Origin of the sequence: Giesbergeria anulus (assembly GCF_900111115.1) — a bacterium.
GTDB lineage: Bacteria > Pseudomonadota > Gammaproteobacteria > Burkholderiales > Burkholderiaceae_C > Simplicispira > Simplicispira anulus.
In genome coordinates, this window is record NZ_FOGD01000006.1 from 1 (window position 1) to 16,926 (window position 16,926).

A 16,926-nucleotide genomic window follows, 5' to 3' on the forward strand; every position below is an offset into this window, starting at 1 on the left:
ACTTCACTTCTTCATGAGCGTTTGTAGTGCAAGCACTAGTTCCAAAGAACTTGGCAATCGCATATTCAAACGCCCACGCTTATCGGCTGTATATTTTTAAAGTTCCAACAGATTAAACCGAAGTCTTTTTCTGTCTAGCTCGCTACGATCAGCGAAGCCTTGAATTATAACAGGACTTTTTATCTCCTGTCAAACTGTAGGGGATTTAACATCAACCAACAATCTGAAATTCTTACCGCTACCCAACAACACAACTTCTATTTAGAAGCAACATCACCGAGCAGCGAAGCCTTGAATTATACACCGGTTTTTGCAGCACTTGCAAGAAATTTTGAAAATCTTTGCAGGCACTACTTAAACTACGTAAAACCAAGTTACTACTGACAGTGATCTATCTTTAAAAAGAAGGAGCAACATCAGCAGCAAGGGGCGCATTGTAGCACCGTTTCTTGGCACTATCGGGTCGTTAGCACTGGATTCGATCTTTTTTGCAGTCATCAGGGATGCAACAGCTGGAACGTGACAGTACCGGAGGTGCTTTGGCTACCGGGGGCACGGATAATGGGCCGCACCATGGCACTGATTACATTACTCAACGCGCAGCTGGCCTTCGGGCATGTGGCTCTACTAGATCACACTAACTTTTCCTTGGAGACGGGGGAACGGGTGGGCTTGATTGGGCGCAACGGCGCTGGCAAGTCCTCTCTACTGAAAATTTTGGGCGGGCTGGCACAGCCCGACGATGGCAACAAACATGTGCAACAGGGGATTCGGATTGCCTATGTAGCCCAAGAACCGGTGCTGGATGCAGATACCTCGGTGTTTCAGGCAACATCGGAAGGTTTGGCCACGGTGATCGCCCTGCGTGAGGAGTACCTAGAGGGCAAAGAGGGGGTTGATCTGGATGCACTGCAAACCCAGATTGAAGCCTTTGATGCTTGGAACTGGGAACAACGGGTTGAAGAAACCCTGCAACGGCTGCACCTAGACCCACAGGCACGCATTGGTAATTTATCAGGCGGAACCAAGAAACGGGTGGCCTTGGCGCAGGCGCTGGTGACACGGCCCGATGTGCTGCTGCTCGATGAACCAACCAACCACTTGGACTTAGATTCCATTGAGTGGCTGGAAGGTTTGCTGCTGGACTTTCCGGGCAGCGTTGTCACCATCACCCATGACCGCAGCTTTCTGGACAATGTGGCGACCCGTATTGTGGAGTTGGATCGGGGCGCGTTGCGTTCCTACCCCGGTAATTTTGCCCAGTACCAATTGCACAAGCAAGATCAACTGGCCCAAGAAGAAACGATCTCAGCCAAAGCAGACAAGTTGCTGGCACAAGAGGAGGTCTGGATACGTAAGGGGGTAGAAGCACGACGCACGCGCAGTCAAAGCCGCATCGCCCGCCTAGAGGCCCTGCGTGCGCGCCGCACTGCACGCCGCGAGACCTTGGGCAGCGTGAAAATGGATTTGGCTTCTGGTGCGCCCAGCGGCAAGATCGTGGCCGAACTGGAAGAGGTATCCAAGACCTTTGGCGACAAAACGGTGGTGCGCAATTTCAGTGGCACTATTTTGCGCGGCGACAAAGTAGGCCTGATCGGCCCCAATGGCGCAGGTAAAACCACCTTGCTCAAAATGATTTTGGGTGAGCTGGCAGCAGACAGCGGACGGGTTCGACAAGGCGCAAACCTGCAAGTGGCCTATTTTGACCAGATGCGCCATGCGATTGATCTGGATGCTACGTTAGAAGATTTCATCAGCCCCGGCAGCGAGTGGATTGAAATTGGCAACCAGCGCAAGCATGTGAAGAGCTATTTGGGCGACTTTCTCTTTTCACCGGCCCGCGCCCATTCGCCGGTGCGCTCGCTGTCCGGGGGTGAACGCAACCGGCTATTGCTGGCCCGGCTGTTTGCCCGTCCGGCTAATGTGCTGGTACTTGATGAGCCAACCAACGATTTGGACATTGAAACGCTGGACTTGCTCGAAGACCTGCTGCAAAGCTATGAGGGCACAGTGTTTTTAGTCAGCCATGACCGGACATTTTTGGACAATGTAGTCACCAGCACTATTGCCTTTGAGGGTGATGGCTTGTGGCGTGAGTACGAGGGCAGCGTGCAAGACTGGCTGATTCAGTCGCGTCGCAGCCGAGAAATTGCTGCGGCTGCTCAGGCAGCTGTGTCGCCAGCGGCACCTGCTACGTCAGCTAGCAAGGATAAAGAGCAGCCTAAAGAGGCGGTCGCAGCGCCACGCGAACCAGCAAGCAAACGCAAGTTGAGCTATAAGGAACAGCGCGATTTAGAACAGTTGCCCCAACAGATCGAAGCGCTAGAAGCGGAACAAAGCCGCATTCAGGCGGAGCTGGCTGATGGCACGCTCTACAGTACCGATGCCGCCCGCGCTGTAGCTTTGCACACGCGCGAAGGGGAAATAGAACAGGCTTTAATGGCAGCCTTAGAGCGCTGGACCGCGCTGTCTGCCTAAAGTTGCCTTACGCACCACCTGTTAAGTTAAATACGGTGGTGCGCTTTGTCTGAGGTGCCACGCAAACGTGTGACTAAAGCAGAGGCAATTTGATTTAATGGCAAGACTTCATCGGCTGCACCCTTAGCAATGGCTTCGCGGGGCATGCCAAAGACAATGCAACTGGCCTCATCTTGCACATAGTTGTAACTGCCAGCATCGCGCATCTCGCGCATGGCACTAGCACCATCCGCCCCCATCCCGGTGAGCATGATGCCAAAAGCATTGCGCCCGACTACGGCGGCGGCGGACTTGAACAGTACTTCAACCGAAGGCTTGTGCCGATTGACTGGCGGGCTGTCATCGACGACAGCCACATAATTGGCCCCACTACGACTGACGGAAAACTGCTTGCCTCCCGGTGCAATATAAGCATGGCCAGGCAAAATACGCTCGCCATGCGTAGCCTCTTTGACAGTAATTTGGCACAGGCTGTTGAGGCGGGCTGCAAAGCTGGTAGTAAAGCCAGGCGGCATGTGCTGGGTAATGACAATAGCCGGACAGTCGGCCGGTAGCTGCACCAAAATTTCTTTGATAGCCTCGGTGCCGCCGGTAGAAGCACCGATAAAGATCAACTTTTCGGTCGAAACACGGCCCAACAAACTGCTGCTGGCAGATGCTGGTGTGGGTGCGGTGCTGCCTGCACCTGTAGGTTTGCTGGATGTCACAGGGGGGCGCTGCATACGATGAACATGGGCCACGGCGGCGACGCGGATTTTATCGACAATTTGCCCTGCCAAATCCTGTAGCCCCCCGGCCAAACCGACACGCGGCTTGGCGACAAAATCTACAGCCCCCAATTCAAGCGCTTTCATGGTGACTTCTGCCCCGCGTTCGGTCAGTGTGGAGACCATGACCACCGGCATCGGGCGCAAACGCATCAGACGGCCCAAGAAATCGATGCCATCCATACGCGGCATTTCAACATCCAGCGTGATGACGTCAGGATTCATCTCGCGGATCATTTCGCGAGCAATCAAGGGATCATGGGCGGTACCAATACATTCCATGTCATGCTGGCGATTGATGATTTCTGCAAGTAAGCTGCGCACCAATGCTGAATCATCGACCACAATTACACGGATTTTCTTGCTCATCGACCAGCCTTCTTTTATTTAAAACAAATCCACTGAGCCACCTGCTGTGGTTTTAACCACCGTGGCTACGTTACCCCGTTTTTCCTGCGCTAGGATGTCAGGATGCGCATGGGCAAGACGTTTGACCATTGCTTTTCCGGTGACAGGAAAAAATACTACTTTGCGCGGATAAATATCTAATACATCTTCTGAAATAATAGGAATACGCTCAGTACGCAAATAATTTATAACGAATTTTGTGTTGCGCTCTCCCACATTCATTGTGGTGAAGTTATGCATCACTTGGGCACCCCCAAAAATTTTGGCTTGCATGGTTTCACGCCGCGCACCCATTTTTTGCATCTCATTGATGAGTAATTCCATCGCATAAGAATCATAACGTCCGGAAAGATCGGCAGAATCACCTTCTGGCAACATAAAATGGTTCATGCCCCCGATCTGCATTCGACTGTCCCATAAGCAAGCCGCAATACATGACCCCAACACCGTCATTATAATAATTTGCTTATCTGAAACAAAATACTCACCAGGAAGAATTTTGACAGCATTTTGCTGAAAATGAGGATCAAAGAAAAAGAAACTAGCCTGTCCGGGACGACGTGGCTGTGCCTTCAAGTCTACCAAAGAAAATTCTTTGGACGATGCGGATGGCGCCATAGCTGCTGCACGCCCAGCCTGCAAATAATCACCCTGTGTACCATTCAATTTGGTGACAGCAACAGGGAGAGGGGGCTTAGCATGGTAAGTCATGATAATAACGTGCGAAACAAAAAATATAGCGATTAGCGTCGTTCGTAAACCGTTTTACCCCGCAGGGTAAACAAATCACGCGATTCACTGAAATTTTCTGCATGCCCTACAAACAGCAATCCACCGGGCTTAAGTACCCGATGGATACGCTCCAGAACACTGCGCTGCGTTTTAGCATCAAAATAAATCATGACATTGCGACAAAAAACGGCATCAAAAGGCTCACGGAAAGGCCAATCGTCCCGGATCAAGTTCACAATCATGAATTCGATAAAGTTACGCAACTCTGGCTTGGCACGCAACAAACCGACATTGCTACCTTTACCACGAAGAAAGAAACGCTGTAAACGCTCTTGACTAAGCCCTTTCGTGGCCTCCATCCGATAGATGCCTTGTGCTGCCGTAGCTAGTACCCGTGAATCAATATCACTAGCCATAAGCTTGAAATGGGCTTGAGCACCCAAAGCCTCTAGGGCAGTCATGACGATAGAATAAGGCTCTTCTCCGGTTGAAGCGGCATTACACCAAACACGCCAAGAGTTTCCTGCAGGCTTAGAGCGCAGATGCTCGGCCAGTATCTCAAAATGGTGCTGCTCGCGGAAAAACGCTGTTAAATTGGTGGTAAGTGCGTTAATAAACTCTTGCCACTCTGGCCCATCATGTTTTTCTAACCAATCAAGATATTCCCTAAAACTGGTGTATCCCGTTTCACGCAGCCGCCGAGATAATCGGCTATATACCATTGCATGTTTACCATCATGCAAACTGATACCTGCACGTTGATAAATTAAAGATTGAACACGCGAAAAATCTGCATCAGACCATGTAAACTCACGCCCCTGCTCCAAGGGGCCTCCAGCATCCAAGCCTGCGGGCAAAGAAACATCTACAGACCGAATAAGACTGGGGGATTTGGTGTGACGCATAGGGAATAAATTATTTAAACTACTTTTTATTTGTCGATAGCCACACCCTTCACCTCAGCAAGCTAACTTTAACTTGCCAACCGAAGATTAAAATGATATCAATCACCCATTGAGACCAGCCCCATATCTACACTAGACATCAATTTCTCAATATCCAGCAGAATGAGCATCCGCTCCCCAACTGAGCCTAGACCTAGAATACAGCCATTATCAATAACACTGTCAATATCTGGAGCTGCACGGATGCTATCGGGCGCTAACTCCATGACATCACTCACGGAATCGACCACAATACCAACCACGCGATGACGAAGGTTGAGAATAATGACGACCGTGAAGCTATTGTATTCAACGTGCGAGCAGTTGAATTTTAAGCGCATATCAACAATTGGCACAATGGTGCCACGCAAATTGACTACCCCCTTAATAAAATCAGGGGCATTGGCAATGCGCGTGGGAGCTTCGTATCCACGTATTTCCTGAACTTTCAGGATGTCAATACCATACTCTTCCTGGTCCAACCGAAATGTGAGATATTCACGAGCTCCGGAAGGAGTAGTTCCTGCTGTTTTTCCCACTACGCTCATGGTGAGTTTCCTTCTACTACATGACAGGATACCCCGGCCACTTTTGGCGGAGCATCCCAGCGATCAATAACGTGCCCGTCGAACCAGGCCACCAATATCCAAAATCAAAGCTACCTTGCCATCTCCAAGAATAGTGGCACCAGAGACATTGGGCACTTTGCGATAATTGGCTTCTAGATTTTTTACCACCACTTGGTGTTGACCCAATAGCTCATCGACCAATAGCGCAACGCGCGAACCATCAGCTTCGACCACCACCATAATGGTGCTAGATTTTTCTTGGTTGTTCCGAGGAACTTGGAAAGTACGCTCTAGAGCAATAACGGGCATATACTCATCGCGCACCTTAACCAGCTGGGCCCCTTGGGCTACAGTACTGACATCGTCAGAGTTAACTTGGAAGGACTCGACCACCGATGACAGGGGCAGAATATAAACTTCATCGCCCACACCAACGGACATACCATCCATGATAGCCAGCGTGAGAGGCAAGCGCACCGCCACCTTCATGCCTTGGCCTTCAAACGATTCAATTTCGACCGTACCATTCAGAGCGGCGATATTGCGTTTGACCACATCTAAACCCACGCCGCGCCCAGAGATGTCAGTAATGACTTCTGCGGTGGAAAAGCCGGGCGCAAAAATAAGCATCCAAACTTCTTCATCGGGCATTTGATCGGTGACATCCAAGCCACGCTCGCGGGCTTTGCTTAGGATTTTTTCGCGCGATAAGCCCTTGCCATCATCACGCACCTCAATGACGATAGAGCCGCCTTGGTGCGATGCAGACAAGATGATAGTGCCGTTTTCGGGCTTGCCCTTAGCCAGACGCTCGGCGGGCATTTCGATGCCGTGGTCACAGCTATTGCGCACCAAGTGGGTGAGCGGATCGGTGATCTTTTCTACCAGCCCTTTGTCAAGCTCAGTGGCCTCGCCGTGGGTGACAAAATCAACCTTCTTGCCCAGTTTATTGGCCAAGTCGCGCAGCATACGCGGGAAGCGGCTAAACACCACCGACATCGGGATCATACGGATCGACATCACCGACTCTTGCAAGTCACGGGTGTTGCGATCGAGATCAGCCAACCCAGCCAGCAATTGCTGGTAAACCGCAGCATCCAGCCCTCGGCTGTTTTGCGCCAGCATGGCTTGGGTAATGACCAACTCGCCCACCAGATTGATGAGCTGATCGACCTTGTTGACCGCCACCCGGATGGTGGTGGACTCCATTTGTGCAGCCTGATTGCTGATCTTGGGTGCAGCGTTGGCAGCGGGGGCGGGGGCGGGAGCAGGAGCAGGAGCTACCACTGCAGGCACTGGGGCCGGTGCTGGAGCGACTGGAGCAGGAGCAGGAGCAGGAGCAGGAGCAGGAGCCTCAGCACCACCAAACAACTCGTAAGGATTGGCTCCGGCTGTAGATGCTGGGGCCTCACCCATTGGTCGAATCTGCACCTGGTCTTTGGAGACATGGAAGGCGAACAGATCGAGTAAATCGTCGTTGGTGGAAGAGGTTTCAACCAAGAACAGACGGGTATCGGCCTGCGCAGAGGGCAAATCACTGATTGTGCCCAAGCCCGGAATGTCGCGGAACAATTCTTTGACGGCATCGGCTTGCTCTACCAAGGGCAGCGGGCCAATACGGATTTCGAGGCGACGCACACCAGGTGGCAATGGATGGGCCGCAACTGGCGCTGCAACAACTGGCGCTGGCGCAGGTGCAGGAGGCGGCGGAGGCGGTGGGGGGGCCTGTACTGGTGTGGGCACCACACCAGAGACCAATTGACGGATACGGGCCACCAGATCGGTGGTGGACAAGGCTTCACCTTGACCACCCGCTTGGTGCCGGGCTAGCAAACTGCGCGAAGCATCCGCTGACTCCAGCAACACATCGATCATTTCGGGAATAAGCTGCAACTCGTGCCGGCGCAAGCGATCGAGCAGCGACTCCATCTGGTGAGTCAACTCAGCAACATCGGCAAAGCCGAAGGTGGCAGCCCCCCCTTTGATGGAATGGGCGCAGCGGAAGATGCCATTCAGATCTTCATCGCTGACTGCCGCAAGATCGAGCGCCAGCAGGATACGTTCCATCTGATCGAGGTTTTCACCGGCCTCCTCGAAAAAGATTTGGTAGAACTGGGTGAGGTCAAAATCTGCCCCTGACCCTGTGCCTTCTTGATAGCTTTCACCCATGCGGGGCTCCTGTGTACGTGCGGTAGCTGTGCATCACAATTAACGAATGACTTTCCGGATCACTTCAATGAGCCGGTTGGGATCGAAGGGCTTGACCAGCCACCCTGTGGCCCCTGCACTGCGCCCGGCCTGTTTCATTTGGTCGCTCGATTCGGTGGTCAAGATTAAGATGGGAGTAGTTTTGAATTGGGGCAGTTCGCGCAACTTGCGTGTCAGGCCCAAACCATCGAGCCGGGGCATATTTTGATCGGCTAAGACCAAGGCGATGTCCTGATCTTGTGCTTTTTCGTAGGCATCTTGGCCGTCTACCGCCTCGACAACATGATAGCCGGCCCCAGTCAGGGTAAAGGCCACCATTTTCCGCATAGATGGCGAGTCGTCAACGGCAAGAATCGATTGCATGTAAGGCTCCGGCAGAATTTTGAAAATTTTCGTGATAGGTTCGATTGTGCCGCTCAAAACAGCTCAATAGAGCCTGCATCCATTTCGCTTTGCGTAACGGGGTTGGGGCGTTCAGGCTCAATACCCATAAATGGTGCAGCTTCCTCTCCATCATCATCACCCATGGTTTCGGCAGCCAGTCGGAAAGCACAAGCCTGCAAAACTTTGGTGGTGTGCCCAATGAGCTGGGATGCCATATCTTGGAACTGTAGCTCAGTCACGGACTGGCGCAAGGCTGCACGCACACGCGCAACCTCCTCGGACTCGCCCAGCAGGGGATCATTGAGGGCATCATTGGCCCGACTGAAATTTTCTAGCAATTTGTCTGCCGCATGGTCTAGTAGGCCCTCTAGCCGATGCAAATCGTGCATCACCACCATCAAGGAGTCTTGCAAGTCGGCAGCCACCGCCACAGGCACGTGCACGCCAGGAACTCCGGTTTTTGTGAGGGTTGATTGCATTGTTTCTCCAAGGCGGCGTGTTGCTGTTGTGTAGCGCACTGGCTGCACTATCCTATCGTGGTATTACACCTACAAGCTCAGCGCCTTTCTTGCTGGGCTTGCATGGCCTGCTTTTCATCATTCCAGCACACTTTCTGCTGTTTGCATTTCTTGCCCTATGATAGCGTCACCTATGGTCTGCCACGACCCGGAGCGGCACCTTTCGATTTTGCATCTGGAAGATTCGCTGGCCGACCACCGCCTCACGGTTCTCACCCTACGCCGTGCACAGCTGGCATTTGACATGCAGCACGCTGACTCTTTGGAGGCTTTTCAGGCCGCCATCGCCAGCCAAAGCATAGATGTGATTTTGGCCGATTACCAGCTTCCCGGTTTTACGGCCATGGATGCTTGGCAACTGGTGGCCCAGCATTCAGACCATCCCCCATTCATTTTGCTCTCTGGTGCCATCGGAGAAACAGCTGCTGTAGACGCCATGCGCCTAGGCATTGCAGACTACGTGCTCAAAGACGATATGGCCCGCCTGCCCCATGTGATACAGCGCGCCTGCGAGGTACACGAGTCGCGGCGGCTGCGCGAGCACGCTGTGCAAGAGTTGGCAGCATCACAAAAACGGCTGGCCGAGCTGGCCGAGCATCTGCAAAGCTCTATCGAACAAGAACGTGCCGCCATTGCCAGAGAAATCCATGATGACATTGGAGGTGCCCTGACCGCTATCCGCTTTGATCTGGCCTGGATTGGACGCCACAGCACGCAAGAAGGGGTGCGCGAACATGCCCAAGCGGCCACTAGCATGCTGCAACATGCCATTGGGGCCAGCCAGCGCATCATGATGAATCTGCGACCGCCTATTTTGGATCAAGGGCTGGTGGCTGCCGTGCAGTGGCTAGCCGAAGATTTTGAACGGCGCACGAGCGTGCCCATCAAAATGGTGACCAGCAGCGCCAACATGCCCTTGAGCGATGCTGTGCAACTGGTAGCCTACCGCACTGCCCAAGAGGCCCTGACCAACATCTCTAAATATGCCGCGCCCACACTGGTACGGATTGATCTGTCAGACTCTGAGGGCATGCTGACGCTGGAAGTAAACGATAACGGTAAAGGGCTCGACACACGGGCGCTAGAAAAACCCAAGGCTTTTGGCCTCAAGGGATTGCAGGAGCGGGCCAAAATGGTCGATGGTTGGCTAGACATCAGCAGCCGACCAGGACAAGGCACCTCGCTGATCCTATCCGTGCCTCTGGCCTCTATACCACCCCCGACAGGAGATGACACGCGATGATCCATGTGATGCTTTGTGACGACCATGCCGTGGTGCGCCGTGGCATCCGCGATACCTTGGCTGAGGCCCCAGACATCCAAATCACTGGCGAGGCTGGCAGCTACCCAGAGTTGCGCGAAGTGTTGCGCAGTGCCCCCTGCGATGTGCTGCTGCTGGATTTGAACATGCCAGGGCGCAGCGGGCTGGACGTACTGACCAGTCTGAAAGAAACGGATTCGGCCATCAAGGTGCTGGTGGTGTCAATGTACCCCGAAGACCAATATGCGGTGCGCTGCCTGCGCGCTGGCGCACAGGGCTATGCCAACAAGGCAGCAGACCCGATGGCCCTGATTGACGCTGTGCGCACCATTTTTCAGGGGCGTAAATACCTGACACCCGAAGTGGCGCAGATGCTGGCAGAGAGCGTGTCTGAACGCACGCCAGAAGCGCCACACACCACGCTATCAGAGCGCGAATTGCAAACTTTGCTCAAAATTGCCACCGGCAAGCGCCTATCCGAAATTGCTGAAGAATTAACCCTCAGCCCCAAAACCGTGAGCGTCTACCGCTCACGGGTGCTAGAAAAGCTGGGACTCTCGAACAACGCGGAACTGACGGTGTATGCTATCCGCAACCAACTGGTCTGAACAGAAAACGTACCTGCACCCCCCTGTGGGGTGTTTTAATGCGCGCCCCCAGCATCTGCAGCTGTAGCAGCGCCCAGACGGGGTGGTCGCTGGGTGAGCCAAATCAGGCTAATCAGCAGCAGAAACACAAAAGATGAACCCAGAAAGACATCATTGGCCGCCCGGGTGTAGGCTTGCTGATCGATGAGGCGGTTGATCTGGGCCAATGCCTGAGCGCTACTCAAGCCCGAGTTGATCAGCCCATCAAGCGTGCTAGCAAATACGCCTTGGCCTTGCACCAGCCCTTCAGTCAGATGAGCATGGTGCATGGCAGCGCGGCTATCCCACAAGGTAGTAGCAATCGAGGTACCCATCGCCCCAGCAGTGATACGCACAAAATTGCTCAAGCCCGCTGCTGCCGGAATGCGGTCTGGCGTCAGTCCGGCCAATGTCAGCGTGGTGAGTGGAATGAAAAAGAAAGCCATAGCTCCCCCCTGAATCAGGGTAGGGATCAGGATGTGGTGCATATCCGTCTCTACCGTGAACTGCGAGCGCATCCATAACACCAAGGCAAACACGATGAAAGCTGCCGTAGCCATGCGCCGTGGATCCCACACCGCCACTTTACGACCGACCAAAGGGGTGAGCAAGATAGCAAACACCCCCACCGGGGCCAGTGCCATCCCTGCTGAGGTGGCGGTATAGCCCATCCACTGTTGCAGCCACAGCGGCAACAACACCACATTGCCAAAAAACAGTGCATAGGCCACCGACAGCGCCAGCGCCCCAAAAGCAAAATTGCGCCGTGCAAACAATCGCAAGTCCACTACGGGGTGTTCATCGGTCAGTTCCCAGACCAAAAACACGGCAAAGGCCACCAATGCGACCACACCCAACAGCACGATTTCGCCAGAAGCAAACCAGTCTAGCTCTTTGCCCTTGTCGAGCATCAGTTGCAAGGCCCCCACCCACACCACCAACAGCGATAAGCCCAGCGTATCAATGGGCAGCTTGCGCCGAGGTGTCTCGCGGTGGCGGTAAATGCCCCAGGTGATCGCGGCGGCCAGCAGACCGATGGGCACGTTGATATAGAAAATCCAAGGCCAAGAGATGTTGTCGGTGATCCACCCCCCCAGCAATGGCCCCACCACCGGTGCTACCAGCGTGGTCACTCCCCACAGCGCCAGTGCCGTACCGGCCTTGGCGCGGGGGTAACTAGCCAGCAGCAAGGTTTGCGACAGCGGAATCATCGGCCCCGCCACCAGCCCCTGTAGCACGCGAAACACAATCAGCATTTCCAGCGAAGAGGCAAAGCCGCACAACCACGAGGTGAGTACGAACAGCAGCACACTCCACGTGAACAGGCGCACGGCACCAAAACGCTGTGTCAGCCAACCTGTGAGTGGTACCGATATCGCATTGGCCACGCCAAAACTGGTAATGACCCAAGTGCCTTGACCGGGGCTAACGCCCAGATCCCCGGCAATGGCCGGAATCGACACATTGGCAATCGAAGAGTCGAGCACGTTCATGAACGTGGCCAACGACAGGGCCAAAGTACCCAGCAGCAGGGTACTGCCCTGCAAGGGGGGGTGGGCCGGGGGCGGTGCCGCTACAGGAGGGGCTGCCGCTGGGGCGGTGGGCGGTGCAGTCACGCTCATAACGGCCTGAACTTATGGCTGCGCACGGGTGGTGCTGCTGGCAACCGCCACCGGCGGGTGGCCCAAATGGGTAGCAATGATGGCTTGCACCTCAGCATCCGCAGTGTGCTGGGGGGTGTTAAACACTTGGGTGATCTGTGCAGGATCGGTGCGCGGTGTGTCTGCCAGCGATTTACCCTCCTGCTGGTGTACATCCACCACGGCCTCCATCGACAGGCCTACGCGCAGCGGATGGACGGCTACCTCTTTAGCATCCAACGCAATACGTACCGGCACCCGCTGTACCACTTTGATCCAGTTGCCAGTGGCATTTTGCGCAGGTAGCAACGCAAAGGCCGCGCCCGTGCCAGCCCCCAGACCGGCCACCGTGCCGTGGTAAACAGTCTTGCTACCGTAAACATCGGCGGTCAATTCAGCAGGCTGGCCTATGCGCAGGCTCTGCAACTGGCTTTCTTTGAAGTTGGCATCAACCCAGAGCTTGTCGAGGGCTACCACGGTCATCAAGGGGGCACCGGCAGCGACGCGCTGGCCCAATTGCACACCACGCTTGGCAATATGCCCATCGACCGGGGCACGCAATTGTGTACGTTCCAAGGCCAAATGGGCTTCGCGCACATGGGCCGCAGCCTGCTGCACACTGGGGTGCTCTTGCGGTGTGGTGCCATCGGTCTGTGTCTGGCTGGCCAGCAGTTGCTCTTTGGCCGTGAGCAAAGCAGATTGGGCCGCAGCCACCGCACTTTGGGCCGAGGTCAACTGGGCCTTGGCGTGTTGGAGTTCTTCCTGTGCCACCGCGCCGGTAGCCAGCAGGGGGGCACGGCGGTTGACATCGTCTTGCAACCGCACCGCCTCGGCTTGGGCACGGGCCAAATCAGCCTCACGCAGACGGATCTGCGCCTTGAGTGCGCCATGGTTGGCAAACAGCGTGCGCACTTCCCGTACGGTCTGGGCCAACTGTGCTTGGGCTTGCTCCAGCGCGATGCGGGCATCTGCGGCATCAAGTTGCACCAGCACCTGCCCAGCCCGGACAAATTCGGTGTCTTCTACCCCGATGGACACCACGGTGCCCGCCACCTGTGGCGTGATTTGTACGACATGGCCCGCCACATAGGCGTTGTCTGTGCTTTGAAAATTCCCGGCGTGCAACCATTGCCAGCCCGCCCAGCCTAGCCCCCCGACCACGGTGGCAGCAGCGATCAGGGCCAGACCACGGCGGCGCGCGGTTTTCATCTCGTTAGGGGTCAGGGTGCTCATCGGCGTACTACTTTCAGATGCAGGGCAATCGGAAATCCAAGGGTGAGAGAATCAGCGGGTAGCTGTGGTCAAGGGGGCAGTGTCGTCATGCCAGCCACCACCGAGCGCCTGCATCAACACGATCTGGGTGTCGAGTTGGCGCGCACGCACATCCACAGCCAGACGCCGCTGTGCCAGCACTTGGCTTTCGCTGTGCAACAAGGCTAGGGTATTGGACAGGCCCGCTTGGTGGCGCTGTGCTGCCAAGCGGTAGCTGGTCTGGGCCTGCGCGCTGGCTTGGGCTTGCAAGCTGTGTTGGCGGGCCAGCGATTGCGCTGAGGCGATAGCATCGCCCGCTTGCTTGACCGACTCGAGCACCGCACCGTTGTACTGGGCAATAGCGGCGTCTAGTTCGGCCTGACGGCTACCCAGTTGGGCACGCAGGCGCTCACCGTCAAACAGCGGCAAGCGCAAAGCGGGTGTGACACCCATTTGGCGCGCTCCGGTAGAGAGCAGGTGGTTCAGGCCCAGTGCATTCAGACCGATGAAGGCACCTAAATGGATGTCGGGGTAAAAATCAGTGCGCGCCAGCGCTACCCCTTGCGTAGCCGCTTCGACGCGCCAACGGGCAGCGACCACGTCAGCACGGCGGCCCAGCAGGTCAGCACCCAAGGTGTCGGGGACAGGCTCCAGCGTCAAGTGCTCCAGCCGGGGAGTCAAGGCAGATTGGGCATCCGGGGCTTGGGCGCACAGCACCGCAATTTGACGCCGCGCCAAGGTGATTTGCTCTTGCAACACCTCTTGTTGGGATTGTGCTTCGGTCAAGGCCGCTTGGGCTTGCGTGGCATCCACCTGACTGTCCAAACCGGCAGCCACACGTTGCCGCGTCAGATCCCACAGGGCTTGGCGCTGTACCAGCGTTTGCTCTGCCACGGCCTGCTGGGCCAACCACCGAGCCAAGGCAATGTAGCTGCGCCCCACTTGCGCCGCCAGCACTTGGGTGGCTGCGGCGGCATCGGCCTGAGCAGCCCGTGCCTGACCCAAAGCCGCCGCCAGCTCTGTGGCATTGCGATCAAAGAAGTCGGGCGACCAGCCCACAGTGGCTTGCAGATTAGCACTGTTCCAAGTGTTTCCGGCGATGGGGGCAGGCACCAAACCGTGGGCGCTGTAGTGCTGGCGCGTGGCATCAGCGCCTAAGCTGGCATGGGGGCCGTCTGTGCTGCGGCTAACATCGGCCAGCGCCTGCGCACGGGCCAGCCGGGCGCGGGCCGCTGCCAAACTGGGATGCCCTTGCAGGGCCTGAGCCATCAACTGATTGAGCTGCGCATCACCCAGCCCCTGCCACCATTGCGTTGGCACCACCGTGGTGTCGGCAGCTCCAAGGCCCAGCATAGCCGCCGTGGTGGTGACTAACGGTGGGTGCTCAGGGCCAGGGGCAGCACAACCGGCAGTGACCAAAGCGGCCAACACCCAAGCCATGCGACCAGTGCGGGAAGAAAAAATGGAAATCGGCATGGGCTACCTGCAACAAAGGGTCAAAGATCTGGGGCTTCTGCATCAAGGGTTTGACACCAAGCGCGGCCATTGACCAACATGCGCTGCAACAAATGCTGTAATTGCTGCCACTCCTCCACGCTGAAATCACACAGATGTCCATTGAGCACCTCGGCCAGCACGGCGGGCACCTGTTCTGCTACTGCGCGCCCCGCCTCGGTCAAGATCACATACACCACGCGGCGGTCATCGCTACAGCGCTGGCGCTGCACTAGCCCTTTGGCTTCCAGTCGATCCAGCGCCCGGGTAATGGCCCCCGGATCGACCTCAATCTCACGCGACAAAGTAGCCACAGTGGCACGCCCCGATTTGAGCAACAGAAACAGCGGCACCCATTGCACCGCTGTGACTCCATGCACCGCCAACCGAGCATCGGCCTGCACACGGATGGATTCGACCACCTTGCGCATCAAGTAGCCCACGCTCTGGCAGGGTTCGTACTGCTCTGGAGAATAAAAATGGCTTTGCGAGAGAGGTGGTGTGGACATACCCGGAATTTAATTGACCAGGCAATTATTGTCTGGTCAATTAAATAATTCCGACTTTAACTATCGGAAATAACGGAAAAACTATTTCTGGGCAGAAAACAGGTCAATCGCCTGCTGCATCAGGGTCAGGACAGGGTGCTCTAGCATGGGCAAAGTAGCCATGATGCCGAGCAAGCCCACCGTGAGCGTGACCGGAAAGCCCACGGCATAGATGTTCATTTGGGGTGCAACCCGCGAGATGACACCCATCGTCAGATTGACAAACAGCAGCAGCGCCATCAGGGGCAAAGCAATCCACAACGCACTAGAGAACAACGAAGAGCCTAATTGGTGCAACTTCATTTGGCCCAGCGACTGCAAAAAATTGCCATTGACTGGAAAGTGGCTAAAGCTATCGACCACTGCCATGATCAGCAGCAGGTGCCCATTGATAACGACAAACAGCAGCAGCGCCATCTGGCCATAAAAGCGGCCCACGGCGCTGATCTGGGCGTTGCTGGTGGGGTCGAAAAAAGAGGCAAAGTTCAGGCCCATCTGCAAGCCAATCACTTCACCAGCCAGCTCCACCGAGGCAAACACCAAGCGCACGGCAAAGCCCAAGGCCAAGCCCACCCCCAATTGCTGCAACACGGTCTCTAGCGCGGCTGGGCCGTTGAACATGACCATCGGCTGCTCGGCCAGCATAGGTTGGGCACACACCGCGACAAAAAAAGCCAGCCCGACCTTGGTGCGGGCTGGAATGGCACGGATGGAAAACAATGGTGCGGCGGTAAACAGCGCCAGCACGCGCAAAAAAGGCCAGAGGATGGGCGACAACCACCCGACCAACTGGGCCTCTGAGAAGGTAATCAAGCCGGGGGCAGCCATTTAGCCCACGATGCCGGGAATGGCTTCCAAGGTGCGGCGGATATAGTCCACCAGCGTGCTCAACATCCAAGGGCCTGCGATGGCAAACACCAGCATGGCAGCGACCAGCTTGGGCACAAAAGCCAGCGTAGCCTCGTGAATTTGCGTGACAGCCTGAAAGATACTCACCAGCAAACCAACGGCCAGCACCACACCCAGCACGGGCATGGAAATCATGAGCAGCAGGGTGAGCGCCTCACCGCCGATGGTCAGCACCATTTGGGGTGTCAT

General features: G+C 55.6%; 16 protein-coding genes. 3 read left to right on the plus strand and 13 right to left on the minus strand.

Annotation, left to right across the window (positions count from 1 at the left end):
- The first annotated feature begins 573 nt into the window (after positions 1–573).
- A complete protein-coding gene (locus tag BMX55_RS09920) occupies positions 574–2,478 on the plus strand; it encodes an ATP-binding cassette domain-containing protein (protein WP_091457245.1) in 1,905 nt (634 codons plus the stop codon).
- A gap of 26 nt (positions 2,479–2,504) precedes the next feature.
- On the opposite strand, the gene BMX55_RS09925 is transcribed toward BMX55_RS09920, so the two are convergent.
- The 7 genes from BMX55_RS09925 to BMX55_RS09955 all read right to left on the minus strand — a co-directional run bounded on the left by BMX55_RS09925 (position 2,505) and on the right by BMX55_RS09955 (position 8,969).
- A complete protein-coding gene (locus BMX55_RS09925; protein WP_091456822.1) occupies positions 2,505–3,614 on the minus strand; it encodes a protein-glutamate methylesterase/protein-glutamine glutaminase in 1,110 nt (369 codons plus the stop codon).
- A gap of 18 nt (positions 3,615–3,632) precedes the next feature.
- Complete coding sequence (gene cheD / locus BMX55_RS09930) at positions 3,633–4,271, minus strand: chemoreceptor glutamine deamidase CheD (protein ID WP_245751388.1); 639 nt, start codon at positions 4,269–4,271, stop codon at positions 3,633–3,635.
- A gap of 125 nt (positions 4,272–4,396) precedes the next feature.
- Positions 4,397–5,290, minus strand: a complete 894-nt coding sequence (locus tag BMX55_RS09935; protein ID WP_091456828.1) for a CheR family methyltransferase — start codon at positions 5,288–5,290, stop codon at positions 4,397–4,399.
- Positions 5,291–5,388: 98 nt separating this feature from the next.
- The gene (locus BMX55_RS09940) at positions 5,389–5,877 is read right to left on the minus strand and encodes a chemotaxis protein CheW (RefSeq protein WP_091456831.1); all 489 of its coding nucleotides are present in this window, start codon (positions 5,875–5,877) and stop codon (positions 5,389–5,391) included.
- Positions 5,878–5,940: 63 nt separating this feature from the next.
- Positions 5,941–8,067, minus strand: coding sequence for a chemotaxis protein CheW (locus BMX55_RS09945; RefSeq protein ID WP_091456833.1), 2,127 nt, complete (start codon positions 8,065–8,067; stop codon positions 5,941–5,943).
- 39 nt (positions 8,068–8,106) lie between these two features.
- Positions 8,107–8,469, minus strand: a complete 363-nt coding sequence (locus BMX55_RS09950) for a response regulator (protein WP_091456836.1) — start codon at positions 8,467–8,469, stop codon at positions 8,107–8,109.
- Between the two features lie 53 nt (positions 8,470–8,522).
- Positions 8,523–8,969: a hypothetical protein gene (locus tag BMX55_RS09955; protein ID WP_091456839.1), complete on the minus strand. Its 447-nt coding sequence runs from the start codon at positions 8,967–8,969 to the stop codon at positions 8,523–8,525.
- Positions 8,970–9,126: 157 nt separating this feature from the next.
- Here BMX55_RS09955 and BMX55_RS09960 point away from each other — a divergent pair, with 157 nt between their 5' ends.
- Both BMX55_RS09960 and BMX55_RS09965 read left to right on the plus strand, forming a co-directional pair.
- Entirely contained in the window at positions 9,127–10,251 is a 1,125-nt protein-coding gene (locus BMX55_RS09960) for a hybrid sensor histidine kinase/response regulator (RefSeq protein ID WP_091456842.1), read from the plus strand.
- Complete coding sequence (locus tag BMX55_RS09965; RefSeq protein ID WP_091456845.1) at positions 10,248–10,877, plus strand: response regulator; 630 nt, start codon at positions 10,248–10,250, stop codon at positions 10,875–10,877. Before BMX55_RS09960 ends, BMX55_RS09965 begins: the two co-directional genes overlap by 4 nt.
- Before the next feature lie 35 nt (positions 10,878–10,912).
- On the opposite strand, the gene BMX55_RS09970 is transcribed toward BMX55_RS09965, so the two are convergent.
- The 6 genes from BMX55_RS09970 to fliQ form a co-directional block, all read right to left on the minus strand.
- Positions 10,913–12,517 carry a DHA2 family efflux MFS transporter permease subunit gene (locus BMX55_RS09970; RefSeq protein WP_177172870.1) on the minus strand — a complete coding sequence of 535 codons (1,605 nt, stop codon included), beginning with the start codon at positions 12,515–12,517 and terminating at the stop codon, positions 10,913–10,915.
- A gap of 12 nt (positions 12,518–12,529) precedes the next feature.
- Entirely contained in the window at positions 12,530–13,768 is a 1,239-nt protein-coding gene (locus BMX55_RS09975; protein WP_091456848.1) for an HlyD/EmrA/EmrK family protein, read from the minus strand.
- Positions 13,769–13,819: 51 nt separating this feature from the next.
- Positions 13,820–15,262 carry an efflux transporter outer membrane subunit gene (locus BMX55_RS09980; protein ID WP_091456852.1) on the minus strand — a complete coding sequence of 481 codons (1,443 nt, stop codon included), beginning with the start codon at positions 15,260–15,262 and terminating at the stop codon, positions 13,820–13,822.
- Between the two features lie 20 nt (positions 15,263–15,282).
- Positions 15,283–15,789: a MarR family winged helix-turn-helix transcriptional regulator gene (locus BMX55_RS09985; protein ID WP_091456855.1), complete on the minus strand. Its 507-nt coding sequence runs from the start codon at positions 15,787–15,789 to the stop codon at positions 15,283–15,285.
- A gap of 81 nt (positions 15,790–15,870) precedes the next feature.
- Positions 15,871–16,641, minus strand: coding sequence for a flagellar biosynthetic protein FliR (gene fliR / locus BMX55_RS09990; RefSeq protein ID WP_091457252.1), 771 nt, complete (start codon positions 16,639–16,641; stop codon positions 15,871–15,873).
- A 15-nt stretch (positions 16,642–16,656) separates the two neighbouring features.
- The gene (fliQ, locus tag BMX55_RS09995) at positions 16,657–16,926 is read right to left on the minus strand and encodes a flagellar biosynthesis protein FliQ (RefSeq protein ID WP_091456858.1); all 270 of its coding nucleotides are present in this window, start codon (positions 16,924–16,926) and stop codon (positions 16,657–16,659) included.